Below are 25,264 nucleotides of genomic sequence, written 5' to 3'. Positions count from 1 at the left end.
CCCTTCCGCGCCCCGCCCCATGACCACTGTCCGACTTTGCCCGCTGGCCGACGTGGCCCACCGCCTTCCTGCCGACTGCTGGATCGCCCAGCGCCTGGCGGAAGAACCCGACGCTCTGGCGGACGAAGCCACCTTGTGGATCACGGGCGGTGCGCACTGGCCGGCGCTGCACCTCGACGCCCCCCTGGCCCCAGGTAGCCCGCTGCGCCAGTGGCTGCATGACGTTCCAGACGGCCCTGGTGATGCCTCGGTGCCCCGTGCACCGTTTTTGATCCTGGTGGACGGAGACCTGCGCATCGACGGCGCTTTGACCAGCGCGGACACCGACGGCACCACCCACCTCATCGTCACCGGCAACGCGCATCTGCACAACGCCGTTGTGGGCGGGCAGCTGGTGTACGTGCAGGGCGCGCTGCAGGTGAACGAGCTGCTGTGGGGCCACTACAACCATGGCGAGCTGCGTGTGCGCGGGGGGCTGCAGGCCCGGGTGGCGCTGTTCACCGACGGGTACCACGTGGACATCGCAGGCCCCGAACAGGTGGAGTTTTTGCTGGACGAAGTGCGCGGTGTGCCCAACCGTGCAGAGTTCTCGGCAGAGATCGTGGGCGCCGTGTTCGCCCCCGAGTTCCACGAGGGCGTGGATGCTGGCGAAGACGGCCTGGCCGCCATGATCAACCGCCGCCAGGTGCTTGCCGCTGTGCGGGCAGGCCACAGCGCGGTGCGCAGTAGCGCCGACATCCACGCCGACCAGCCCGTGGCCCACGACCTGTGCGCCAGCGATGCCATCAGCATCAACAACATCCTGGCCGTGGTGCGCACGCCGGTGATTGCGCACAAGGAGCACAAGGCCTACGGCTGGTTTCAGCAGACCGATTTTTCGCTCTGCCAGCGGCATGTGGACGACGAGGGCGACGCGCGCGACGACAACGTGTTCATCACCGTCTGGAAGACCTGGGACTTCTACCTGTCGGTGGAGCAGGTGCCCGCGCCCCGCAACTGGCTGGAGCGCGTGGCCACCAAGCTGTGGCGCCACGCGGCCCCCACGGTCGCCCAGCGCACGCTGCTGTACCGCCGCTACACGCAGGGCGAGCCTGGCGACTGGCAGGTGCTGGCGCCCCCCACCGAGCCCGGCCACGCCCCCGACGCCTGGCAGGCCTGCGAACACGCGTGGCGCGGGGTGCTGGACTATGTGCGCAAGGCCGTGGGCCAGCACCGCGCGCGGTACCCCCTCTACCAGCGCCTGCAAGCCACGATGACGGCTGAGCACATCGAGGCCTTCACCAGCCTGCCCGTGTTCACCGAGCAGTACAACGACTGGTGGGACAGCGACCGCAACGGCTACTGGGAGGACGAGGTCTGGGTGGGCGCGCGCCAGCCCTGCATGCACGATGGCGAACCCTGGGGCCGCGCGCTCAAGTACAGCTGGCGCAATGGAGACGATGCACCGGGCGACGACGAAGACAACGCCCACAGCGCCTACCAGATTGATGTGGACGAGGCGCGCGAAGGGCCTGCCGCGGTCGAGTTCAGCTACACCCAGCGCCAAAGCGACAGCCGCGCCCCCCTGCCCCGTTGCGCCGCCGACCACCTTGCCCGCCTGCTGCGCTTTCACGGCCGGGTGCAGGCCCGTATCCGCGCACGGCACGAAGAGGCGCAGGCCCAGCAGGCCGAGGCCCGCCGCATCGAAGCTGCCGTGCAACTGCTGGCCACCCCACCCTTGCCGCCCGACCTGCCCGATGCAGCCGTGTTTCCCGTCGAACTCATGACCCTGTCGGAGCAGTGGCAGGCCGATGGGCAAGCCTACGTGGCGGCCATCCGCGCGAGCCAGCTAGCCCGCGATGCCAATACTGCTGACCCTGCCGATCCTGCCGACGCCTCCGCAGCCCTTGGTGGAGACGAAGAACAAGCAGAGGACGAAGATGCTCTGCCCGAAGACCCGCGCAAGGCCGACGCGCCCACCGTGCTGCAACTCGCACGCGTGGTGAGCCGCTGGGCGGACGAAGAGCTTGCCACGCGCTTTCGCCAGCGCTTTGCCTTTGCTCCGGACGCGTATGTGAAACGCGCTGCCAAAGCCGGGCAATTCATCGGCCCCGTATGGGTGCTGGAGGATGACCGCGTGATCGCACGCATCGGCGCTGCCCATGACGACGACGCTCACTGGGTGGTACTGCAAGGCACCGAGCACGCACTGCTGCCCGGCATCCGTGGCGTGGGCCGCTCGCCCGATCGCCAGTGTTTTGCCCAAAGCGACGGCCGGCACATCACCACCCACCGGGGATGGAGTGGCCCGGTGATTGCGCGGTTCACACTGCCGCGCGGCAACGAAGGCCTGCCGCCGCAGGTGCAGGTGTCGGCCGGCCCGCTGGGTCAGCGCTGCGATGACATCATCCCGTTCAACGACGGCCTGCGCGTGCTACTGCGCAACCCCACGGGGGTCTATGTGCTGACCTGCACAGCGCCAGGCGCGGAGAGCACGATTCAACGCCTGCACCCACAGACATTTGACGCAGATGGCCCCTACACCTGGCCCAAGAACCAGATGGACGAAGAGGTCGGAGGAAAGACTGTCACGGTGCTGGCGCTGGACATGCTGCACATGGCCCTATCAACCGACGAACGCCATATCGCGGTCGGAGACCAGGACAGCCAGCACATCGTGCTGGATGCGCACGGCGCTTTGGTGGCTGAACATGAGCCCCTGTCGTCCTATCCCCACCACGCCGTGTTCTCGCACGACGGCACACACCTGTTTGCCAATTCGTGCCACCTGTACTGGGGCAGTACGCGCTCGATCCCGCTCAGCACTGCATCGCAAGAGGCGGCAGATGCGGATGCGGACGTCCCGCCACTGGACGAACATTGCCGTGTGTACGCCTCCGCCACCTTGCCCGGCCTGGTGATCCTGGGTGACGCCGACGGCTACCTCCACGCCTGCAGCGACGAAGGTCAAGCACTGTGGCGCCACCACATCGGCAGCACGATCAGCGCCATCGACGTATCGCCCGATGGCGCAACGCTGTGGGCGGCCAGCTACGGCGGCTACCTGGTGCGGCTGGAGCACCGCGAGACGGGCATGGACCCCTATTCCATTGGCACGTCGCCGTACGTGGAGACGCGGCGTTGGATATTCTGGCGGGACGAGGCGGGGCCGGTGCGGTGGTAGGTAGAGGAAGGCTGTGGACAGCCATGTGCGATCTGAAGCGGCAGCTCAAAGCGCAAGCTCACCGCTCTAGATCACCAGCGCCATCGCGCGCAGGACACGGATACAGAATTTGTAAATGGCGAAGTCAAGGCCTGTCATAGCGCCAGCGCTGAACCATCAGTCAGGGCTGCGCATTTGCGATGCCCCTTTCTAGCGCCTTGCAAACTGCTTTGACGCCACACGAAGGTGGAGATTTTCTCTACACGCCTCCCAACGCTCATTGTGAGCAGCCGATAAGCCGCAAGCAAGGTGCGCGAACTCATGACAGAGCACTTCCACTAGCTCACTATCCGGCAGCTCCCGTCGAATGGCAATTTCTGGAGGCGAGCAACTGAAATCGCGCATTCCGGTGAACGAGCGATTCGTCGCATTCGCCACCTCTTGAACGAACAGCAACGTGAAAGGCAGTTCGCCATGAATCTCTTTGAATGCAGAAACTACGTCGGAGACCAAATCTGATTGATACAGCGGCACAGCGTGCTCCCCCAGTGGACCGAAGTTTGAAGTTGATGGGGCACGCGGTCGTCATACACGGCTGAATTTTGCGAACGACTGAACGCCATCCCCAACTTTGAGAGGCACTAACGTAAATTCCCTATGGCCCACAACCGCCTCTCGTTTGACGCAGCAAACAAACTCATACCGCACTCGACAGCGAGAGCGCCGCAACATCGCTTACTGCTTAGTCCCAAAGTCCACGTGACCAGCTTCATAACGTCCGCATCTGCCCCCAAAGCGGGTTTGGCGATCTGCACGCCGAAGCCTTAGGACTCCACCACTTGCGGTTGGCAGTCTGCCAATGCCAGCAAGATTCCAAAGCTCCATCCAATTGCAAGAAATCTCCTGGGAGTATTGCCTGTGAGGTAACGCAGTGGCATCCGGTGAGCGGGCCTGGGCCAGGCGGAGGCACAGGCGGGACAAACAGTCCACGGAACCGGCATAGGCGCCATGCAACGTCCCGCCTACTGCAGCACCAACTCCACCCGCCGGTTTTTGGCCTTGCCCTCGTCGCTGCTGTTGCTTGCCACAGGTGCCAACGATGCCACCCCATTTCCAACAAGGCGATTGGCCGCAATGCCGTAGTCCTTGGCCAGCACGGCCGCCACGGCGTCGGCGCGGCGTTTGGATAGCGCCAGGTTGCCGTCAAAGCTGCCCACGCTGTCGGTGTGGCCCACCACATGCAGCTTGACAGCAGGCTCGGCCTTCAAAAACGCGGCGATCTGGTCCAGCGACGGCTTGGACTCTGGCTTAACATCGGCTTTGCCGGTATCGAAAAGAATGCCGTAGATCGCCACCTTGCCGTTAGCCGTGATGGACTTGCTGATGTCGGATGCGCTGACCACCACCATGTTCTGCTCCATCGCCTTGGTTTCGAGGATGTCCACTGCGATGTAAGCCCCCTGCTTGGCCTTGTAGGTCCGGTCGTCCTTGGGCCAGTCCACAGCGATCAAGCGTACGGTGGTGTTGTCCTTCTGAAAGGTTCCTGTGCGCAGACTGCTGACGTTGGCCGCGTACATCACGTACTCAGTACGATTGTTTTTGATGTAATCGCGTCGGCTGCTGCTGAGCGTAGCCAAAAAGTTGTTGTACTTGCCCGCAGCACTGTCGCGCGTGGAGTCGTATAGCGCGGTGAAGCCGCTGGCAGTGAGGTCATTGGCATAGTTCCGAAACAGTTCTAAAGAGCGCGTTTCCCCGGGAGCCTCGTACCACAGACGAGTGAGCTTCCCTTCCAGTGCGAGCGGAGGCTGCACGTAGATGCGCCGGTAGGCCTGCAGATCGAATTCCTTGAAGGTGGATGTCTGAAACTCCACAGCATCAAAGTTGCGCACCTCGTAACCCACTATGGTGCTACCGCCAAAACGTTTGACTGCAGGGTGGTCCTTGGCCCCCGCAAGGTCTTGCGCAAGCGCTGGCACCACACAGGCCATGGCCAGAAAACCAAGGCCCAACGACACTCCCCATTGACGAAAAATCTTCAAGCTCATGGACATTCTCCCCCTGATGTCTAGCAACGCGACTTGGTCTTGTACACCCCGTAAATCAAGGCCGAAGGCATCATAGGTGAGGTGCTGAACGAAGGCCATCCTCACTTGACGGATGCCCGGACGGTACAGCGCTGTTTTTGCCAAATGCATCACAGGTTCGCCAAGTTTGGGATCTGAACACTTCGCTTTCTGAAGACAACCTTTTGCATCGCGCGAAACGACAAGCCGATCAAAATTGGATAGTGAGCCCAGCGTTTCGTGGCATGGGCGTTGCATGCGCACGGCATACCTACCAGCACTCTCCATGACTTCGTCCTCTTCTGCCACCGCCCTACTCGCACATCGCCCCCCTGACGCGCCGCCCCCCGGCGCGCCAGGCCTAAGTACCCCCGTGCTCTTGCTCATGGCCGTGGCCTGCGGCCTGTGTGCGGGCAGCAACTACTTCAACCAGCCGCTGTTGCATTCCATTGCCACGCAGCTGCAGGTGCGCGATGCATCGGCAGCGCTCATCGTGACGCTGGCGCAGGTGGCGTATGCGGCGGGGCTGCTGCTGTTGGTGCCGCTGGGTGACCTGCTGGAGCGGCGGCGGCTCATCGTCACGCTGATGCTGCTGGCGGCGCTCGGGCTGTTCACCAGCGGTTTCGCTCGCAGCTACGCCATGCTGGGGCTGGGCACGCTGCTCACCGGTCTGTTCTCGGTGGCGGCGCAGGTGCTGGTGCCGCTGGCGGCCACCCTGGCGGCACCTGGGCGCAGCGGCCGGGCGGTGGGACTGGTGATGAGCGGGCTGCTCACCGGCATTCTGGCGGCGCGCAGCGTGGCGGGGCTGCTGTCGGAGGTGGGTGGCTGGACGCTTGTGTACCGCGTGGCGGGCGTTGCCATGGTGGCGGTGGCGCTGGCGCTGTGGTGGGTGATGCCGATGTCGCGCAATGCAGCCTCGGCACAGACGCAAACTTATGGCCAGGTCTTGCGGTCGCTGGGCACGCTGGCGCTGCGACACCCCCGGTTGCGCGGTCGGGCCTTGCTGGGTGCGCTGTCGTTTGCATCGGTGAGTGTGTTGTTCTCCACCATGGCGCTACTGCTCGCGGGACCTGCGCACCGTCTGGGTGATGCAGGCATCGGGCTGGTGGGGCTGGCGGGCGTGGCGGGTGCGCTGATGGCCAGTGTGGCGGGGCGCATGGCAGACCGGGGGCAGGCACAGGTGGCCACGGCCCTGTCGGTGGGCTTGTTGCTGCTGGGCTGGGTGGCGTTGTGGCTGGGCGCGAGCAGCCTGGCGTGGTTTGTGGTGGGCATGCTGGTGGCCGACCTGGCGCTGCAGGGCGTGCACATCAGCAACCAGAACGTGATCTACCGCCTGGACCCCACGGCCCGCGCGCGGCTGAACGCGGTGTACATGACCAGCTACTTTGTGGGTGCAGCGACCGGCTCGGCCATGGGGTCGGTGGCCTGGCTGTGGGGCGGCTGGGGCGCCACCTGCGCGCTGGGGCTGGGTCTTGCCGTGCTGAACGCACTGGCACTGGCACATGACCAGCGGCTGGCCCGGCGGGCGCGCAGCGGCGCGGCGGCGCCGCAGGCGCTCCAAGGCGCGGGGATGTAGCCGCGTGGCGACCGCCAACGACGCACGTTGTGACGTACCATGCTTGTACGGTCCCATCCCGAGACCTTTCAAGGAGGCCCCATGGCCAAAGGCGAACAGCGCAGCAACAAGATGGCGAAGAAACCCAAAAAGGACACCTCGCCACCCAAGGAACACAGCGCATCAGACCGGCCCATGCCGCCCGTGACCACTGTCATGCCCAAGGGCAAAGAAAAAAACAGGTAATCCACCACAGTGCGCTGCCGCCCCAAAAGGCGAAGCGCTACCAAATCAATAGCTGCAGGCGCATATTCAACAAGCCCCTGCAGCTATTTTTTCTTATAACCACGTATCAACAGCGCTGCACCCGGCGCGCAACGCCACCTCGCTCATGCAGGCTGGGTCAGCCGCTCCAGCCACTGCACATCGGGCTCGGGCCGGCCAAACAGGTAGCCCTGGTACACGATGTCCGGCGCACGCTGGCGCAGGAAGTCGGCCTGGGCCTGGGTCTCCACCCCCTCGGCCACCACGCGCAGGCCAAAGTGCCGGGCCACCGACAGGATGCCCTCGACCAGCACGCCGTCGTCGGCATTGGTGGGGGCCTCGTGCACAAACGACCGGTCGATCTTGATCTCCTGGATCGGCAGGCGCTTGAGGTAGGCCAGCGATGAATAGCCGGTGCCGAAGTCGTCCAGCGACATGTCCACGCCCAGTGCCGCCAGGGCGCGCATCTTGGCCACCGCATCGTCAAAGTCGTCGATCACTAGGCCTTCGGTCACCTCCAGCGTGAGCAGCCGGGGGTCGGCCCCCGTGGCGGCCAGCACGGCCCGCAGTTGCCCCACAAAGCCCGCCTGCCGGAACTGCCGCGCGCTGAGGTTGACCGACAGCCGCAAGCGCCGCTCGCGGAACACCGGCTGCGCCAGCAGCGCACAGGCATGGGCCAGCACCCACTCGCCCAGGCTGACGATGAGGTCGGACTCTTCGGCCACCGGGATGAACACGCCCGGCGCCACCAGCCCGTCGCGCGGGTGTTGCCAGCGCACCAGCACTTCGGCCCCTGTGACCTGCCCCGACACATCGACCTGCGACTGCAGGTGCAGCCGCAACTCGCCCGCGCCAATGGCGTGGCGCAGCTCGCGCTCCACCCGAAACCGCTGCTCGGCCGCCTCGCCCATGCCCTGTTCAAAAAAGGCCGCCTGGCCGCCGCCGGCCTGCTTGGCCCGGTGCAAGGCGGTGCCCGCGCGCCGCAGTGCGTCGTGCGCCCCATCGTCCGAGGTTTGGGGGTACAGGGTGATGCCGATGCTGGCGCCCAGTTGGGCGTCCTGCGCGTCGCCCTCCAGCCGCAGGGGGCGCAACAAGGCGGTCTGCAGCTTTTCGGCAAAGGCCAGCGCGTGGCGGCCGGCCAGCGAGGCATCGGCCCCCAGGCCATGCAGCACCACGGCAAACTCGTCGCCCGCCACCCGCACCAGCAGGTCCTGCGGGGGCAGGATCTCGGACAGGCGCAGCGCCACGGCACACAGAAGGCGGTCGCCCATTTCGCTGCCACGCGCATCGTTGAAGGTGGTGAACCGGTCCAGGTCCAGCAGCAGCAGGGCGTGCTGGGTGGACAACACACGGCCGGGGCGCCCACGCAGCGCATGAAGGCGCTCCATCAGCGTGGACCGGTTGGGCAGGCTGGTGAGGCTGTCGAAATGCGCCAAGCGGTGGATCTCGTCGGCGGCGCGCTTGCGTTCGGTGATGTCCTGCTTGAGTTCCACAAAGTGGCTCACACGGCCATCGGTCTGGCGGATGGGCGCCACCACCACGGACTCGATCAGCGGTTGCCCGTCCTTGCGGTAGTTGACCTGCTCACCCGCCCAGCTGTCCCCGCGTGCCAGCGTGGTGCGCAGGCCCTCGCGCTGCGCGGGCGCCAGGCCGTTGCTGGAGTAGTGGGCCGAGGCCTGGCCCACCACCTCGTCGCGCGCGTAGCCGGTGCGGCGCACAAAGGCCTCGTTCACGTACTCGATGTCCTCGCGCAGATCGGTGATGACGATGGCCTCGGGGCTTTGCTCCACGGCCCGCAGCAGCTTGCGCAGCGACGCCTCGCTGGCTGCCAGATTGGCTGCGGTCTGCTGGGCCTCGCGCACCCGGCTCATGTAGTTGCGGCGCGACAGCAGCGTGGCGGCGGCGGTCAGCACCAGAATGCCCGCAAGGTACACCGCACCCGCCACGCGGTTGGCCACCTGCACGGGCTTGAGCAGGCCCTGCATGTCCGCCCAGATGAAGCCCAGGAACAGCAGCGCCGTGAGTACCACCAGCGTCAGCGTGGCACGCACGCCCAGCAGCCATCCGGCCAGCACAACGATCACGGGGTAGTTCAGCAGATTGGGGCCATTGACGCCGCCATTGCGCGCCGCCACCAGCGACACCGACACCCACACGCCCCACACCAGCAGATGGGTGGCCAGCGTCCACCGCCGCCAGCGCGCCAGCAGCAGCGCGGTGCCGCCAATGCAGCCCGCAACAAAGTTGAGCGCCACGCGCATCGGCTGCACGGGCTGGTCCCAGAGCAGCAGCAGGCCGATGACAAAACCCAGCAACATCACGGACCAGCCCGCCACCCGCACCAGGTGGCGCGTTGTGGCGTCTTCGTGGTCTGGCAGCGGAACAGCGGGAGCTTCGGCCATGGCGACGGGAAGTGCGGGGGAGGAAACCATCGTAACCGCAGGCATAGAAAACGCCTATGAACAAAATGCCGCTGGCGAGGCTGCAGCGCCCGCCCGTCGGCATCCCGTCGGCCCCCCCGTCGGCATCTGTACGTTGCGCCCCCGGTACCGTCGCCAGCGTCGGCACGGGATGGCCTACAGCGCCTGCTGGCCCACAGGCGCAGGCCGGCTCACTCAGTCCGCGTCGCTGTCCGGCGCGGGCTCACGCACGCCAGAGCCTTTGCCCTTGGCCTTGGCGCGCGCAGCCTTCTTGGCCTGGCGCTTGGCGTCCTCGGCCAGGCCAGCAGCGCGCCAGGCCTCGAACTCGGCCGGGGTCTCCAGCGTGATGCGGCCCAGGATGGCGCTGCGGAAATCGGTCATCACGATCTCGGCCGCCTTTTGCAAGTTGACCTTGCCGCCACCCAGCATGGCCCCGCGTTTGCGGCCAATGGCTTCGAGCAGTTCTTCGTCGTGCATCTCGGCCACCGCACCCGCAGGCAGGCCCAGCTTGTAGCGCGCCTCCAGCAAGGGGGCGTAATGCTTCTGCAGGCGGCGCAGCAGCTCCAGCGCGACCAGTTCTTCGTCATACGCATTGCGGCCTACGGCGCCGCTGGCGGCCAGGTTGTAGCCGGTCTCGGGCACCACGATGCGCGGCCACAGCATGCCCGGCGTGTCCCACAGGTAGAAGTCGTCAGCCAGCGTGATGCGCTGCTCCAGCTTGGTGATGCCCGCCTCGTCACCGGTCTTGGCCTGGCGCTTGTTGCTCAGCGTGTTGATCAGCGTGGACTTGCCCACGTTGGGCACACCGCAGATCAGCACGCGCATGGGCTTGGCCATGCCGCCCCGGCTGGGCGCCAGCAGGTGGCAGGCGTCGATGAGCTTGCGCGCAGGGGCGGGGTCAGACGCATCGAGCGGCACGGCGCGCGTGTCGCTCTGGGCGTTGTACCAGTCCACCCACAGCGCGGTGCGCTCGGGGTCGGCCACGTCCTGCTTGTTGAGCACCTTGAGCGTGGGCTTGTGGCCCGTGATCTCGGCCAGCAGCGGGTTGGCGCTGGAGCCGGGCAGGCGCGCGTCCAGCACCTCGATCACCACGTCAATGTCCTTGATGCGTTCGGTGATGGCTTTGCGGGTCAGGTGCATGTGACCGGGGAACCACTGGATGGCCATGCGGTGTACTTTCTACGTTGTTCTGAGGTGTCCGAGGGTGGCAAGGATAATCGCGGTCTTCCTTCTGCCCACGCCACGGCGTTTTTATCTGCATGCCAGCCCCTCTCGACACCTCGCGCAAGCCCAAGGCCACCAAGGCCGACACAGAGCTGCTGTTCAAGGGCGTGACCCTGGCCCTCATCGGCCTGGTCATCTTGCTGGCGCCCTATGTGGCCCGCTCCACCAGTGTGCGCGACCTCATGGGCCAGGTGGCGCTGGTGGGCTGGTTTGCGCTGGTGCTGGGCATTGCGTTTGGCGTGCAGTACGGCCTGCGCCGCGCCAAAGCAGGGCGCCGCCAGCCGTGACCTTGCCTGAGGAGACAGCCCCGGTCCCGGCGGTGGACGGCGCCACGGCGCAAGCCATGTTCGCGGTACTGCAGCAGCGCGCGGCCGCTCTTGGCATCACACTGCGCAACCCGCCGCCCGAGCCCACGACCTGCTGCGGGCGCGGCTGCAACGGCTGCGTGTGGGAAGGGTTTCTGAGCGCCGCCGAATACTGGCGGCAAGAGGCCTTGCTGCAGCTGCAGGACTGACTTTGAGGCGTTTTGGGCTGGTAGCGCTAGTGCAATATGCCTGAGCAGCTACTAATTCAATAGCAGATCAATTTGACCTGCCCCTGATCGCGCCTTCAGCCTAGTTGCTCCACCGCCATGTACTGCTCGCGCCACTCCTCAAACGGCAGCGTGTCGGCAGCCTCGATGGCCTTTTGTGCAGCGATCGACTCATCGGCCATCGCCACGTAGCGCGCCTGCTGCTCGGCCGTCCAGGGCAGCGACAGCAGCGCGTCGCGGGCGGCCATGGACTGCTGGCGCGCAAAAGCTTCAAAGCTGTGCTGGTGGCTTTGCACGATGCTGTCCAGCACGCGGGCTGAGGGCGTGCGCTCGGGTGCAGCCATCAAGGCACGGGCGTCGCGCAGTGCGGCGCTGTAGTCGCCGGTGCCATGGGTGGCATCAAGGGCTGCGGCCAAGGGCTCGCACGCCGCCAGCACCTCGGCGCCCCATTCGGTGAGCAGCACGCTCTGGCCATTGCGGGACAGGCGCAGGCCGGGCTCGCGGCCGCGCTCTGCGGTCAGGTGCTGGTTCTGCTTGAGTTCGGCAATCTCGGCGGGCGTATCGGGCGGGCTGTCGGACAGCAGGCAGTGCAGCAAGAACACATCCAGCAGGCGCATGGTGGGCGCGGTGATGCCCACAGGCACGAACGGGTCCAGGTCCATCAGACGGACTTCGACGTATTCGACCCCGCGTTCGCGCAGCGCGTGCAGCGGGCGCTCGCCCGTGCGCACCGTGCGCTTGGGGCGGATGGTGCCGTAGAACTCGTTCTCGATCTGCAGCAGGCTGGTGCCCAGCTGGTTGTAGTCGCCGCCCGGGTTGCGGATGCCCACGGCTTCATAGGCCGGGTACGGCTTGGTCAGCGCCTCGTGCAGCGAGTTGGCATAGCCCGTCAGGCCGTTGTAGCTCACGGCCAGCGTGGCCTGCGCATCGCTCTGGTAGCCCAGGCGGCCCATGCGCAGCGAAGTGGCGTGGGGCAGGTACAGCGCGCTGCCGCCCTCCATGGGCTGCAGGCGGTGTTCGCGCCCTTCCACAAAACAGGGGCACAGCGCAGGCGATGCGCCAAACAGGTACAGCAGCACAAACGCGTGGCGACGAAAGTTGCGGATGAGCGCGAAATACTGTTCGCTGTCCACACCCGGCAGCGACCAGTTGTAGTGAATGCCCGAGATGGTCTGCATGCGGCGGCCATAGCGGTGGCCCAGGCCCATGCGGTACACGCTCTTGGCGCGGCCCACGTTGGAGCTGCCGTAGCGACCAATCGGAATCGTCTCGTCGGTGGGCAGGCCGCAGGGCATGCTGGAGGCCCACAGCAGCTCGCCGCCGCTGTCCTTCAGCGTGTGGTGCACGAACTGGTGCACCTCGGTCAGCTCGTCCAGGCACTGCTGCACGCCCTTGTGGGCGCCGGTGATCAGCTCCAGTTGCGACTCGCTGTAGTCGGTGGTGATCAGGGGGTGTGTGAGGGCCGAGCCCAGCGCCAGCGGGTGGGGCGTGAGGGCCAGGCCGCCGGTGGGCAGCACACGCAGCCCTTCCTTTTCAATGCCGCGGCGAATCCCCCCCAGGGCGTCCGCCGGGTAGGCGGCCAGTCTCTCGTGCAGTTTGCTCATATGTTTATACCGATCCAACTTCTGTCGGCCCGGAACTTAGCACGTTGAGCGCTGGCCCGCCCACGGGGGTGTCAAGCCCTTGCGGCCAAAGCGCGTCCAACCTCGTTGGTTCCTTGCGCTGCGCCACTTTGTGGTACTTGCTCGCCCGCGCGCTCGGTCACCTCGGCCAGGCGGGCCGCCAGTTGCTCTGGCACATCGGCGCCAATACCCAAGTGGATGCCCTGCGTGAGGGTGATGTGGGCCGCTTCAAACGTGCCCGCACCGGCGCACAGGATGGTGCGCGAAGGCGCGCTTTCGTGCGCCAGCACCAGCATGGCGGGCACCACGGCCTCGGGCTTCAGGGCGTCCAGCACCTCCTGGGGCATCAGGCCCTCGGTCATGCGCGTGGCGGCCGTGGGGGCCAGGGCGTTCACGTGGATGTTGTACTTGGCGCCTTCGATGGCCAGGGTCTGCATCAGCCCCACCTGGGCCAGCTTGGCCGCGCCGTAGTTGGCCTGGCCGAAGTTGCCGTACAGGCCCGTGGACGAGGTGGTCATGACGATGCGGCCGTACTGCTGGGCCACCATGTGCGGCCACACGGCCTTGCAGCAGTTGGCGGCGCCCATCAGGTGCACGTCCACCACCAGGCGGAAGTCGGCCATGTCCATCTTGGCGAACGACTTGTCGCGCAGGATGCCTGCGTTGTTGACCAAGATGTCCACCCGGCCCCAGGCGTCGATGGCCTGCTGCACCATGGCTTCGACGGCCGCGAAGTCGGTGACCGATGCGCCGTTGGCCAGGGCCTCGCCGCCTGCGGCGCGGATCTCCTCGACCACAGCCTGCGCGGCCGTCACCGTGCCGCCGCTGCCGTCCACCGCGCCGCCCAGGTCATTGACCAGCACCTTGGCGCCGCGCTTGGCCAGAGCCAGTGCATGCTGGCGGCCCAGGCCACCGCCTGCGCCCGTCACGATGGCCACGCGGCCTTGGAAATCAATACCCATGGTGAAGGTTCTCCTGTTGTCTTGGTCGATGAATGTGTGGAACGCAAAAACCCCTGGCACCCCACCGCAGGTGTGGATGCCGCGCGCTGCACTGTAAGCCACTGCGGGGCCCGTGCGCGTTGCGCAGGCGACTAGGTACCTCATCAACCCATTCCAGAGCCAGAACATGGCGCACGGTAACGCGGCACATTGGGAATAATGGGCAGCTGCGCAGGTCCTCACGAGTGGCTGGCGCATCCCTCCTTCACTCATTTTTTGATAGCTGCTAGCGCTTGCAGTACTAGCGCTACCGGCCACTTTGACCCAAGGATCTCCCATGAAAGCCATCTGGAACGGCGTAGTGCTTGCCGAAAGCGATGACACGGTGGTGGTGGAAGGCAACCACTACTTTCCCGAAAGCGCGCTGCACCGCGAGTACTTCACGTTCAGCAACCACAAGACCACCTGCGCCTGGAAGGGCCAGGCCAGCTACCTGTCGCTGCTGGTCAACGGCGAGATGAACACTGACGCCGCCTGGTTCTACGCCGACCCCAAGCCCGAGGCCGCCGAAATCAAGGGCCGCGTCGCGTTCTGGAAGGGCGTGAAGGTCACGGCCTGAAAAGGCCTTCCAGCACGCTCAGCAGGTTATCCCTGCGCGCGCTGGACAATCATGTGGATAAGTTTTGGCAAGTCCTGTATGACAACGCCAAGTGCTTGATTTGCAAGGGAATGCACTGCATTGCCTCATTTTTAGGCAATTTACAAAATCTTGGCGCGGGTTATCCCAACAGGCACTGGACAATGGTGTGGATAACCTTGGATAAGCCTTGTATGGCACGTTTAAGTGATTGATTTACAAGGATTATCCTTGTGTCGCTCAAAAAACAGGCACTCGCAACCCGCTGTGCACGGACCTTTCCCACTGCCCCACAGAAGGCTCCAAAACCCCTGGTTATCCCTGTCTGCACTGGACAATCTTGTGGATAACTGTGAACAAGCCTTGTATGGCAGTTTTAAGTCATTGATTTACAAGGAAACTTCTTGTGCCGCTGAAAAAACAGGCAGCTACGGTGGGTAAGGCGTCTGCGGTACAGTCCACGGCGGTTCTTTGTTGACCGCTCTTTATTTCATAGCTGCCAGCGCATGGTCCACTAGCGCTAGCGGCCCAAAACACTCCATATCCTCGTGTCCACCCCGCCCCTTCAGCATAGCCCCGCCGCAGAGCGCAACCAGGGGCCCATCCTGGCCCAGCTGCTGGCGTTGCTGCCCCCCACCGGCACTGCGCTGGAGATCGCCAGCGGCACCGGCCAGCATGCGGCCCACTTTGCCGCCGCCCTGCCCGGCTGGATCTGGCAGCCCACCGACCTGCACGACACGCACTTTGGCTCCATCACCGGCTGGGCCGCGCAGGCCGGTGCCCGCAACGTGCAGGCGCCACGGCGGCTGGACGTGCTGCACGACTGCTGGCCCAGCGAGGGCCCGGCATTCGGCGCCGCATCGTTTGACCTGGTCTACTGCGCCAACATGCTGCACATCGCCCCCTGGGCCTGCTGCACCGGGCTGATGCAGGGCGCGGCGCGGCACCTGGCACCGGGCGGTCGCCTGGTCACGTATGGCCCCTACCTCGAAGACGGTATCCCCACCGCACCGGGCAACCTGGCCTTTGACGCCAGCCTGCGTGCGCAAGACGCCGCCTGGGGCATTCGCCGCATCGAAGACGTAACGGCCGTGGCTGCCCAGGCCGGTCTGCAACTGGCCGCGCGGCACGCCATGCCCACCAACAACCTGCTGCTGGTGTGGACCCACGCCGCCCACCAACCCTGAAGAGACACGTCCATGACGACACCCACCGCCGCCCCCTTCTTCATCGCCAAGGTCGAGCCCGATGGCACCCAGTGCGACGCCTGGCCCGAGCAGCCGCTGCTGCTGTCCATGGAGCAAGGCGGCATCGACTGGCCCAGCTCCTGCCGCAACGGCACCTGCCGCACCTGCCTGGGCCAGCTGGTCGAAGGCACGGTGCGCTACGCCATCGAATGGCCAGGCCTCACGGCCGAGGAAAAGGAAGAAGGTTGCGTGTTGCCCTGCGTGGCCTACCCCACGTCGGACGTGGTGCTGCAGGGCAGCGCCATCTGATCTGCGTCAGGCACCGCGCCCTTCAAACACCAAGCAGGCCCCGGTGCACTAAAATCCAGGGCTTTGGGGGCCAGGGAGCCTCTGCATGAATGACGCGGCGTGTGCGCTGCGGATCGGGATGGGTTGCAAGGCGCAAAGCACAGCAATAGCGGGGCTATTGCGAGCATTTGCAACGCAGCAGACCGCCCGAGACCGCAGATGCACGCGGTGCGATGATTCATGCAGAGGCTCCCCAGCTCCTTTGACGTGCGGCAGCGCCGCATCGCATGTTCTTTGGGGCGGTTTCTTGGGGGCACACCAGCTGCCTTCGGCCACGGGGACCTGTGCTGCAGCACACCGCCAGCTGGCACACCGCCAGAGGCTCCCACAGAAAGCCCCAACCTTCCATGAACACCCCCCTCACCCCCGTGCCGATCTCGCCCGTCGAGGACATCGTGGCCGAGATGCGCGCCGGGCGCATCGTCATCCTGGTGGATGAAGAAGACCGCGAAAACGAAGGCGACCTCGTCCTGGCCGCCGACCATGTGACGCCCGAGGCCATCAACTTCATGGCCCGCTTTGGCCGGGGCCTGATCTGCCTGACGCTCACCCGCGAGCGCTGCGAGTTTCTCAAGCTGCCGCCCATGGCCGCGCGCAACGGCACGGTGTACAGCACCGCGTTCACCGTCTCCATCGAAGCCGCCGAGGGCGTGACCACCGGCATCTCGGCCGCCGACCGCGCCCGCACCGTGCAGGTGGCGGTGGACCGCAACAGCCAGCCCAGCGACCTGGTGCAGCCCGGCCACATCTTCCCGCTGCAGGCGGTGGACGGCGGCGTGCTGATGCGCGCAGGCCATACCGAAGCCGGTTGCGACCTGGCCGCCATGGCGGGCTGCAGCCCCGCTTCGGTGATCTGCGAGATCATGAAAGACGACGGCACCATGGCCCGCCTGCCCGATCTGCAGCTGTTTGCGGCCGAACACGGCCTCAAGATCGGCACCATTGCCGACCTCATCGAATACCGCAGCCGCAACGAGTCGCTGGTCGAAAAGGTCGGCACGCGCACGCTGCACACAGCCTATGGCGAGTTCACCGCCCACGCCTTCCGCGACCAACCCAGCCAGGCTGTGCACCTGGCGCTGGTCAAGGGCCAGTGGAGCGCCGACGACGTGGTGCCCGTGCGGGTGCACGAGCCGCTGTCGGTGTTCGATGCGCTCGAAGTCAACCGCTCCATGCACTCGTGGGGCCTGGACACCAGCCTGCAGTACCTGGCCAAACAGGGCAAGGGCGTGGCCGTGCTGCTGAACTGCGGCGAAAGCGCCGCGCAACTGCTGGCGCAGTTTGAAGGCACCGCGCGCTCTGCCCAGGCGCCCGAGCGCGGCCGCATGGACCTGCGCACCTACGGCGTGGGCGCGCAGATCCTGCGCGAATGCGGCGTGCATAAGATGGCCCTGATGGGCCAGCCGCGCCGCATGCCCAGCATGACCGGCTACGGCCTCGAAATCACCGGCTTCATCCCCAAAGAATAAAGACAGGAACAGGATCACTATGTTTGGCGCAGACAAAGGCACCGCAGACAAACTGGACGGCAAGAAGCTGCACATCGGCATCGTGCAGGCCCGGTTCAACGAGAGCATCACCAACACCCTGGCCGCCGCCTGCCGCGCAGAGCTGCTGGCCCTGGGCGTGCAAGAAAAGCACATCAAGCACGTGCTGGTGCCCGGCGCACTCGAAGTGCCCGTGGCCCTGCAGGCCATGGCCGAGAGCGACGAGTACGACGCGCTGATCGCGCTGGGCTGCATCATCCGCGGCGAGACCTACCACTTCGAGCTGGTGGCCAACGAATCCGGCGCGGGCGTCACACGCCTGTCGCTGGACTACCAGATCCCGATCGCCAACGCGATCATCACCACCGAAAACATGGAACAGGCCATCGCGCGCCAGACCGAAAAGGGTGTGGACGCGGCCCGCGTGGCGGTGGAAATGGCCAACCTGCTGGACGAACTGTCATGAGCGAAAACACCCCCACGCCCTCGTCGGCACGCCCGCCCAAGCAGAGCCGCACCGGCCTCAAGAGCACCGGCACACGCAAGGCTGCCTCCAAGTCCAACCGCAGCCGCGCGCGCGAATTCGCGTTGCAGGCGTTGTACCAGCACCTGGTGGGCGGCAACGACGCTACTGCCATCGATGCGTTCACGCGCGACCTGGCGGGCTTCCACAAGGCTGACTCGGCGCACTACGACGCGCTGCTGCATGGCTGCATCGAGCATGCCGCCAGCATGGACGCATTGATCACCCCGTTGCTGGACCGCAAGATGGCCGAGATCTCGCCCATCGAACACGCCACCATGTGGATCGGCGTGTACGAGTTCCAGAACTGCCTGGATGTGCCCTGGCGCGTGGTGCTCAACGAATGCATCGAACTCGCCAAGGAATTTGGCGGCACGGACGGCCACAAGTACGTGAACGCCGTGCTCAACGGCCTGGCCCCGAAGCTGCGCGCAGTGGAAGTGGCGGCCGACAAGGCCGCAGGCGCGGGCGCTGCCTGACCTGCCACCGCCCCGCTGCCGCCCTGCCCGTTGAACCGGGGCGGCTTGGTTTCTTTTCTTTCTACGCCCTCACGCCACCACGCCCACAAGGGGCCCGGTCGGGGCAGGATGCCATTCCATGAAGTTTTCCACGCGCGCCGAGCGCATTGAACCGTTTTATGTGATGGAGGTCGCCAAGGCCGCGCAGGCCCTGGCCCGCGAGGTGGCGGGCACGCGCGAACCGATGATCTTCTTGAACATCGGCGAACCCGACTTCACCGCCCCGCCCCTGGTGCAGGAAGCCGCCGCCCGCGCCGTGCACGACGGCGCCACGCAGTACACCAACGCGCTGGGGCTGGATGCGCTGCGCGAGCGCATCAGCGGCTGGTATCAGAGCCGCTTTGGCGTCAACGTGCCTGCGCGCCGCATTGTGGTCACCGCAGGCGCATCGGCCGCGCTGCAACTGGCGTGCCTGGCGCTCATCGAGTCGGGCGACGAAATTTTGATGCCCGACCCGAGCTACCCCTGCAACCGCCACTTTGTGAGCGCCGCAGAAGGCAAGGCCGTGCTGCTGCCCACCACGGCGGCAGAGCGCTACCAGCTGAGCGCCGACAAGGTGCGTGCGGCATGGAATGAAAAAACGCGCGGCGTGCTGCTGGCCTCGCCCTCCAACCCCACGGGCACCTCGATAGCGCCCGATGAGCTGCGCCGCATCCACGACGTGGTGCGGTCGCATGACGGCATCACGATGATCGACGAGATCTACCTGGGCCTGTCGTACGAGGAAGAGTTTGGCCACACCGCGCTCGCCATCGACGACAACATCATCAGCATCAACAGCTTCAGCAAATACTTCAACATGACCGGCTGGCGCCTGGGCTGGATGGTGGTGCCCGAGGCCATGGTGCCGGTGGTCGAGCGCCTGGCGCAGAACCTGTTCATCTGCGCCAGCACCGTGTCGCAGCATGCAGCGCTGGCCTGCTTCGAGGCAGAGAGCATTGCCGAATACGAACGCCGCCGTGCCGAGTTCAAGGCGCGGCGCGACTTCTTCATCCCCGCGCTGCAATCGCTGGGTCTGAATGTGCCCGTGATGCCTGATGGCGCCTTCTATGCCTGGGCCGACTGCACGCAGGCCGCGCAGCATCTGGGCGTGAGCGGCAGCTGGGACTTTGCGTTTGAGCTGATGCGCCGCGCGCACATCGCCGTGACACCGGGGCGCGACTTTGGCACGGCCGAGCCCGAGCGGTTTATCCGCTTCTCGGCCGCCAACTCCATGGCGCAACTGCAGGAGTCCGTGGAGCGGCTGCGCAAGCTGCTCGGATGACCAAGGCGAGCGACCCCACGATGGCGTTTGAATTTCCGATCCGGATTTACTGGGAAGACACCGATGCCGGTGGCATCGTGTTCTACGCCAACTACCTCAAGTTCTTTGAGCGCGCACGCACCGAGTGGCTGCGGTCGTTGGGTGTGGGGCAACAGCAGTTGCGGGAACAAACCGGCGGCATGTTTGTCGTAACCGACGCGCAGCTGCGCTACCACCGCCCCGCGCGGCTGGACGATGAACTGATTGTTACTGCCGCCCTGCAAAGCAGTGGCCGCGCATCGTTGACAATAGTGCAGCAGGCGCTCCTGAAACCAGAGCAGATGACCGACCAGCCCCCGACCTTGTTGACCGAAGGCACCATCCGCATCGGATGGGTGGACGCAGCGACGATGCGCCCCGCCAGAATTCCCAGCACCCTCCTGGAACAACTCACACCATGAATTCCCAAAACATGTCCATCATCTCCCTGGTGCTGCACGCCAGCTGGGTGGTGCAACTCGTGATGCTGCTGCTGCTGGGCGTGTCGGTGGCCAGCTGGGCCGCCATCTTCCGCAAGCTGTTTGCCCTGAAGCGCGTGAAGACACTGAACGAGGACTTCGAGCGCGAGTTCTGGTCGGGCACCAGCCTGAACGACCTGTACGCCGCGGCCGCCCAAAACGCCAAGCAGGCCGGCCCCATGGAACGCATCTTCGCCAGCGGCATGCGCGAATACCAAAAGCTGCGTGAACGCCGCATCACCGACCCCGGTACCTTGCTGGACGGCGCTCGGCGCGCCATGCGCGCGAGCTTCCAGCGCGAGATGGATGTGGTCGAGTCCAGCCTGTCCTTCCTGGCCTCGGTCGGCTCCGTGTCGCCGTATGTGGGCCTGTTCGGCACCGTGTGGGGCATCATGCACGCCTTCACCGGCTTTGCCGGCATGGAGCAAGTGACGCTTGCCACCGTGGCCCCCGGCATTGCCGAGGCGCTGGTCGCTACCGCCATCGGCCTGTTCTCGGCCATCCCGGCCGTGATCGCCTACAACCGCTTTGCGCGCGACATCGACCGCGTGGCCACTCACCAGGAGACCTTCATCGAAGAGTTCTCCAACATCCTGCAGCGCAACCTGGGCGCACAGCCCGCGTCCACAGGCCACACGGCCTCGGGCCACTGATCCGGGAGGCGCCCCATGCCCGCCATGGCATCCCGCGGCCGAGGCCGCCGCACCATCAACGAGATCAACATGGTCCCGTTCATTGACGTCATGCTGGTGCTGCTCATCATCTTCATGGTGACGGCGCCCATGCTCACCCCCGGCGTGGTCGATGTGCCCAGCGTGGGCAAGGGCAAGAACATGCCCAAGGTGGTGGCCCAGGTCATCGTCAACAAGGACGGCACCCTGCAGTTCAAGACCCCCGAGGCCACGCGCAGCCTGAACCAGCGGGAGATTGGCGACGCCGCCAGCCGCTGGCAAAAGGGCCAGGGGCCCGAGAGCGCTGTGGTCATCAGCGCCGACAAAGGCGTGCAGTACGAAACCGTGGTGAAGGCGATGGACGCCCTGCAAAAGGCCGGCGTGCAGCGCGTCGGCCTGTCGGTCAAGCAAGGCGGTTGAACCGAACCCGCCCGGCACCGCTCAGACGCCCATGCACGCCCACACCGACCGCGATCAGTTTGCCCCGCCCCGCCCGCCGGCGCGCATGCGCGCCATCACGCTGGCGGTGCTGGTGCACGCAGTGCTGATCGGCGCGCTGACCTGGGGCGTGAGCTGGAAGAACACGGCCGACCAGCCCGCCGTAGAGGCTGAGTTGTGGGCCGCCGTGCCCACGCAAGCGGCGCCACGCGCCGTGGAGCCCCCACCACCTCCTCCCCCCCCTCCCGTGCAGCAGGCCACCCCGCCCGCCCCCCCGCCACCGCCGGTGCGGGCCACAGAGCCGCCGGACACGCGTGAGGCAGACATTGCCATCGAGCGCGAGAAGAAGCGCCTGGAACAGGAAAAGAAGGCCCGCGAGCAGCAGGAGCTGCGCGAGAAGCGGGAGCGGGAGCGCGAGCGCAAGGAAGAAGAGCGCCGCGAACGCCTGGAGCAGGAGAAGAAAGAGCGCCAACAGAAGGAGCGCGAAAAAGAGAAGGAACAGCGCGAAAAGCAGCTGGCCGAGCAGAAGAAGGCCGAGCAGGAAAAGCAGAAGAAGCTGGCCGAGGACAAGCGCAAGGCTGACGAGGCCGCCAAGCGCAAGGCGGAGGCCGAGGCCAAGCAACTAGCCGAACAGCGCGAGGCCAACCTGCGCCGCATCCAGGGCATGGCAGGCGCCACGGGTGGCGAGACCGCGACCGGCAAAGACAAGGACACAAGAGGCCCCTCGGGCGGCTACGGCGGCAAGGTGGCGGCCAAGGTCAAGCCCAACATCGTGTACCCCGACGCGATCTCGGGCAACCCGCGTGCCGAGGTCGAGGTGCGCCTGTCGCCCGACGGCACCATTGTGGGCAAGCGGCTGGTGCAGTCCAGCGGCAACAAGGCCTGGGACGACGCGGTGCTGCGGGCCCTGGACAAGACCGAAACTTTGCCGCGCGATGTGGATGGGCGCGTGCCTCCGTCCCTGACCATTGGCTTCCGGCCCCAGGATTGAGCGGAACTCCGGGCCTTGAATGGGCTTGTCCCACTACAGCGGCCCCCCGGCCCTGCCGACGCACTGCCAAGGCCCACGCGCGACGCGCTCACCAACTGCGACTGGAACACCGTAGCAGTTGGCACCGGCACGCTGGACTGAGCCGTGACCCGTGAGGCCCAATAGCAAAGCGCCCGGCAGAACCGGGCGCTTTTTTTGGCCTTTTACGCCTGTAGCGCTAGTGGAATATGCGCTTCAAGCTATACATTCAATAGCAAACCACCGTTGTGCATCAGCGGTCGCGTCGCTCCATGCGGCGGTTCAGGTTCAGCGCGCCCAGCGTGCAGGCAACGCCCGACAGCAGGTACACCGTCACCGCCAGCAAACCGAACTGCGACGACAGATACAGAGCCACCAGCGGAGCAAACGCTGCGCCGATAATCCAGGCCAGGTCGGCCGACAGGGCCGCACCGGTGTAGCGGTACTGGGGCGAGAAATTGGCCGTCACGGTGCCCGAGGCCTGGCCGTACGACAGGCCCAGCAGCACAAAGCCCAGCAGCAGGAACATGGTGCTGCCCACTTCGCCAGTGTTGAGCAACACCGGCGCCATGAAGCTGAACACGCCGATCAACACGGCCATGCCGCCCAACAGCTTGCGGCGGCCCAGGTGGTCTGACAGCCAGCCGGACACCATGATGGCGCCCGCCGCAAGGAAAGCGCCGACGATCTGCACGCCCAGGATCTGGGTTACGGGCTGCTCGGAGTACAGGGTGATCCACGACAGCGGGAACACGGTGACCAGATGGAACAGCGCAAAGCTGGCCAGCGCCGCAAAAGCGCCCAGCAGCACGTTGCTGCCTTCGTCGCGCATGACGCGGCTCACCGGCACCGGCTGCAGCTCACGCTCCTTGAGCAGTTCAGAGTACGACTGCCCCACCACCAGGCGCAGACGCGCAAACAGGGCCACCACGTTCACCGCAAAGGCCACAAAAAACGGATAGCGCCAGCCCCAGGCCAAAAACTCCTGCACCGTGAGGCTGCTGTACAGATAGGCAAACAGGCCGGCAGCCAGCACAAAGCCCAGCGGTGCGCCCAACTGGCCGATCATGGCGTACCAGCCCCGGCGCTCCTTGGGGGCCGACATGGCCAGCAGCGACGGCAGGCCGTCCCACGACCCGCCCAGTGCCAGCCCTTGGCCCACACGCAGGATCAGCAAGGCCACGATGGCGGCAGTGCCCGCATCCTTGTAGCCCGGCAAAAACGCCATGCCCACGGTGCAGACGCCCAGCATGAACAGCGCAATGGTCAGCTTGGTGCCCCGCCCCCAGCGCCGCTGGATGGCCATGGAGATGGCGGTACCCACCGGGCGCACCACGAACGCAACGGCCAGCAGCGCAAAGGCCATCAGCGTACCGTCCAGGCGGGACATAAAGGGAAACAAGAAGGATGGGAAGACAAGAACGCAGGCGATCCCGAAAACGAAGAAGTCGAAATACTCGGACGATCGTCCGATGATCACGCCCACAGCGATTTCGCTGGGGGTGACGTCCTCATGCGTATCAGCCCGCGAGAGAGAGGCGGCGCTTTCGTGAAAACCGGCCGCAGGGTAAGTGGCAGTGGCGGGGCTGCTCATGAACATGGCTCCTTGACGTTGTGTAGCTAACTCAGACCGTTCCGTTCTACACGCAACTTCTGTGGGCCACAAGTGCGGTTTCACTATGCCGGCTGCAGGAAATGTCCTTCAAAGCCCTCAAATGCACCACTTTGGTGCAAAAACAGCCTGCGCGTTTGACCTTGGACAAAATGTCCAATCGACAAAAAAGCTAGCGCTAGTACATTCGCACACATCCCGTTATCCGCGTTTACCCTGAAACGCATTGATCGCGCTCTTCACATGCTCAAACTTCCCCAACTTCGTGGGCCCACCTGGCTGCTCGCCCTGACAGCGCTGGGCAGCCTGGCAGGCTGCAGCAAGGCTGTCGTGCTCAACCCGGCCGGTGACGTCGCTGCCCAGCAGGGCCAGATGGTCATCACAGCCACGCTGCTGATGCTGATCATCATCGTGCCCGTGATCGCGCTCACCCTGCTGTTTGCCTGGAAATACCGCCAGGGCAACACCGAGGCAGAGTACGACCCGGAATGGCACCACTCCACCACGCTGGAGCTGGTGATCTGGACGGTGCCGCTGCTGATCATCATTGCGCTGGGCGCCATCACCTGGATCGGCACCCACAAGCTGGACCCCTACCGGCCTCTGGACCGCATCGACGCGCAGCGCGCCGTGCCCGCCGATGTGAAGCCGCTCGAAGTGCAGGTGGTGGCCATGGACTGGAAATGGCTGTTCTTCTACCCCGAGCAAGGCATCGCCACCGTCAATGAAGTGGCCGCCCCGGTGGACCGCCCCATCCTGTTCAAGCTGACGGCCACGTCCACCATGAACGCGTTTTACGTGCCCGACCTGGCCGGCATGATCTACGCCATGCCTGGCATGCAGACCGAACTGAACGCGGTGATCAACAAGCCTGGCGTGTTCAAGGGCATGTCGTCGCACTACAGCGGCGCGGGCTTTTCGGGCATGACGTTCAAGTTCCACGGCCTGAGCAACGAAGACTTCGCCCAGTGGGTGCAAAAAGCCAAGACCGAAGGCAAGCCGCTCGACAAGGGCACCTACCTGAACCTGGTCAAGCCCAGCGAACGCGACCCGGTGCAGCGCTTCGCCTCGGTCGAAGAAGGCCTTTACGACAAAGTGCTCAACCGCTGCGTCGAAGACGGAAAGATGTGCATGCACCACATGATGGCGATTGATGCCCAGGGCGGCGACGCCTATGTGCGCGCCATGGGGCTGAACCTGCCCCAGGACGTCTGCACCGTGCAAAACGCCGCCCAGGTGGTGGCCGCACTTGAATCCCGCAACGCACCGGCCTCCGCATCCGGCGCCAGCATCCGTCAATGAGCTTCCCT

At 65.5% G+C, this 25,264-nt stretch carries 23 protein-coding genes; 17 read left to right on the top strand and 6 right to left on the bottom strand.

The features are described 5' to 3' along the window. Positions 1-19: 19 nt before the first annotated feature. Complete coding sequence (locus tag ACODSM_RS08935) at positions 20-3,163, top strand: WD40 repeat domain-containing protein (protein WP_488805008.1); 3,144 nt, start codon at positions 20-22, stop codon at positions 3,161-3,163. Positions 3,164-4,164: 1,001 nt separating this feature from the next. Here ACODSM_RS08935 and ACODSM_RS08930 read toward each other — a convergent pair. Further along, a complete protein-coding gene (locus ACODSM_RS08930; RefSeq protein WP_488805007.1) occupies positions 4,165-5,493 on the bottom strand; it encodes an OmpA family protein in 1,329 nt (442 codons plus the stop codon). Between ACODSM_RS08930 and ACODSM_RS08925 the strand changes: the two genes are divergently transcribed. Further along, a complete protein-coding gene (locus ACODSM_RS08925; protein ID WP_488805006.1) occupies positions 5,492-6,781 on the top strand; it encodes an MFS transporter in 1,290 nt (429 codons plus the stop codon). The two genes, ACODSM_RS08930 and ACODSM_RS08925, sit on opposite strands and share 2 nt — an antisense overlap. Positions 6,782-6,862: 81 nt before the next feature. Further along, a complete protein-coding gene (locus tag ACODSM_RS08920; RefSeq protein WP_015015020.1) occupies positions 6,863-7,006 on the top strand; it encodes a hypothetical protein in 144 nt (47 codons plus the stop codon). A gap of 143 nt (positions 7,007-7,149) precedes the next feature. Here ACODSM_RS08920 and ACODSM_RS08915 read toward each other — a convergent pair whose 3' ends face one another. After that, positions 7,150-9,426: a putative bifunctional diguanylate cyclase/phosphodiesterase gene (locus ACODSM_RS08915; protein WP_209819902.1), complete on the bottom strand. Its 2,277-nt coding sequence runs from the start codon at positions 9,424-9,426 to the stop codon at positions 7,150-7,152. Positions 9,427-9,639: 213 nt separating this feature from the next. Continuing rightward, complete coding sequence (gene ylqF, locus ACODSM_RS08910; RefSeq protein WP_488805005.1) at positions 9,640-10,611, bottom strand: ribosome biogenesis GTPase YlqF; 972 nt, start codon at positions 10,609-10,611, stop codon at positions 9,640-9,642. 92 nt (positions 10,612-10,703) lie between these two features. Here ylqF and ACODSM_RS08905 point away from each other — a divergent pair, with 92 nt between their 5' ends. Both ACODSM_RS08905 and ACODSM_RS08900 read left to right on the top strand, forming a co-directional pair. Next, positions 10,704-10,955, top strand: coding sequence for a hypothetical protein (locus ACODSM_RS08905; RefSeq protein ID WP_488805004.1), 252 nt, complete (start codon positions 10,704-10,706; stop codon positions 10,953-10,955). Between the two features lie 56 nt (positions 10,956-11,011). Further along, a complete protein-coding gene (locus tag ACODSM_RS08900; protein WP_051022734.1) occupies positions 11,012-11,182 on the top strand; it encodes an oxidoreductase-like domain-containing protein in 171 nt (56 codons plus the stop codon). A 95-nt stretch (positions 11,183-11,277) separates the two neighbouring features. On the opposite strand, the gene gshA is transcribed toward ACODSM_RS08900, so the two are convergent. Together gshA and ACODSM_RS08890 are read right to left on the bottom strand one after the other, a co-directional pair. Then, positions 11,278-12,804: a glutamate--cysteine ligase gene (gene gshA, locus ACODSM_RS08895; RefSeq protein WP_488805003.1), complete on the bottom strand. Its 1,527-nt coding sequence runs from the start codon at positions 12,802-12,804 to the stop codon at positions 11,278-11,280. A gap of 71 nt (positions 12,805-12,875) precedes the next feature. Further along, entirely contained in the window at positions 12,876-13,784 is a 909-nt protein-coding gene (locus ACODSM_RS08890; protein ID WP_488805002.1) for an SDR family oxidoreductase, read from the bottom strand. A gap of 316 nt (positions 13,785-14,100) precedes the next feature. On the opposite strand from ACODSM_RS08890, the gene ACODSM_RS08885 reads away from it, so the two are divergent. From ACODSM_RS08885 to tolA, 11 genes are all read left to right on the top strand, one after another. Beyond that, positions 14,101-14,382, top strand: coding sequence for a DUF427 domain-containing protein (locus tag ACODSM_RS08885; RefSeq protein WP_015015027.1), 282 nt, complete (start codon positions 14,101-14,103; stop codon positions 14,380-14,382). 566 nt (positions 14,383-14,948) lie between these two features. Further along, positions 14,949-15,587: a DUF938 domain-containing protein gene (locus ACODSM_RS08880; RefSeq protein WP_488805001.1), complete on the top strand. Its 639-nt coding sequence runs from the start codon at positions 14,949-14,951 to the stop codon at positions 15,585-15,587. 12 nt (positions 15,588-15,599) lie between these two features. Next, positions 15,600-15,896: a 2Fe-2S iron-sulfur cluster-binding protein gene (locus tag ACODSM_RS08875; protein WP_056064834.1), complete on the top strand. Its 297-nt coding sequence runs from the start codon at positions 15,600-15,602 to the stop codon at positions 15,894-15,896. 386 nt (positions 15,897-16,282) lie between these two features. Further along, entirely contained in the window at positions 16,283-17,404 is a 1,122-nt protein-coding gene (gene ribBA, locus ACODSM_RS08870) for a bifunctional 3,4-dihydroxy-2-butanone-4-phosphate synthase/GTP cyclohydrolase II (RefSeq protein ID WP_060983967.1), read from the top strand. Between the two features lie 19 nt (positions 17,405-17,423). Continuing rightward, positions 17,424-17,888, top strand: a complete 465-nt coding sequence (ribH, locus tag ACODSM_RS08865) for a 6,7-dimethyl-8-ribityllumazine synthase (RefSeq protein ID WP_015015031.1) — start codon at positions 17,424-17,426, stop codon at positions 17,886-17,888. Beyond that, positions 17,885-18,424, top strand: a complete 540-nt coding sequence (nusB, locus tag ACODSM_RS08860) for a transcription antitermination factor NusB (RefSeq protein ID WP_060983965.1) — start codon at positions 17,885-17,887, stop codon at positions 18,422-18,424. The genes ribH and nusB overlap by 4 nt, the downstream gene beginning before the upstream one ends. 118 nt (positions 18,425-18,542) lie before the next feature. Beyond that, a complete protein-coding gene (locus ACODSM_RS08855; RefSeq protein ID WP_488805000.1) occupies positions 18,543-19,727 on the top strand; it encodes a pyridoxal phosphate-dependent aminotransferase in 1,185 nt (394 codons plus the stop codon). 20 nt (positions 19,728-19,747) lie between these two features. Then, on the top strand, positions 19,748-20,167 hold the full coding sequence (ybgC, locus tag ACODSM_RS08850; protein ID WP_343734467.1) for a tol-pal system-associated acyl-CoA thioesterase: 420 nt from the start codon (positions 19,748-19,750) through the stop codon (positions 20,165-20,167). Next, positions 20,164-20,877 carry a protein TolQ gene (tolQ, locus tag ACODSM_RS08845; RefSeq protein WP_015015035.1) on the top strand — a complete coding sequence of 238 codons (714 nt, stop codon included), beginning with the start codon at positions 20,164-20,166 and terminating at the stop codon, positions 20,875-20,877. The genes ybgC and tolQ overlap by 4 nt, the downstream gene beginning before the upstream one ends. A 15-nt stretch (positions 20,878-20,892) precedes the next feature. Continuing rightward, positions 20,893-21,315, top strand: coding sequence for an ExbD/TolR family protein (locus ACODSM_RS08840; protein WP_343734417.1), 423 nt, complete (start codon positions 20,893-20,895; stop codon positions 21,313-21,315). Between the two features lie 31 nt (positions 21,316-21,346). Beyond that, positions 21,347-22,324, top strand: coding sequence for a cell envelope integrity protein TolA (gene tolA, locus ACODSM_RS08835; RefSeq protein ID WP_488804999.1), 978 nt, complete (start codon positions 21,347-21,349; stop codon positions 22,322-22,324). A gap of 271 nt (positions 22,325-22,595) precedes the next feature. Here tolA and ACODSM_RS08830 read toward each other — a convergent pair whose 3' ends face one another. Then, positions 22,596-23,936 (bottom strand): MFS transporter, encoded by a 1,341-nt coding sequence (locus ACODSM_RS08830; protein ID WP_110961307.1) that lies wholly within the window; start codon positions 23,934-23,936, stop codon positions 22,596-22,598. A gap of 261 nt (positions 23,937-24,197) precedes the next feature. Between ACODSM_RS08830 and cyoA the strand changes: the two genes are divergently transcribed. Continuing rightward, positions 24,198-25,256 carry a ubiquinol oxidase subunit II gene (gene cyoA, locus ACODSM_RS08825; RefSeq protein ID WP_060984683.1) on the top strand — a complete coding sequence of 353 codons (1,059 nt, stop codon included), beginning with the start codon at positions 24,198-24,200 and terminating at the stop codon, positions 25,254-25,256. Positions 25,257-25,264 lie beyond the last annotated feature (8 nt).

The sequence above is a fragment of the Acidovorax sp. FG42 genome (assembly GCF_057809195.1).
The sequence above is the reverse complement of the archived record's forward strand: the minus strand, read 5'-3'. Positions and strand labels throughout refer to the sequence as shown.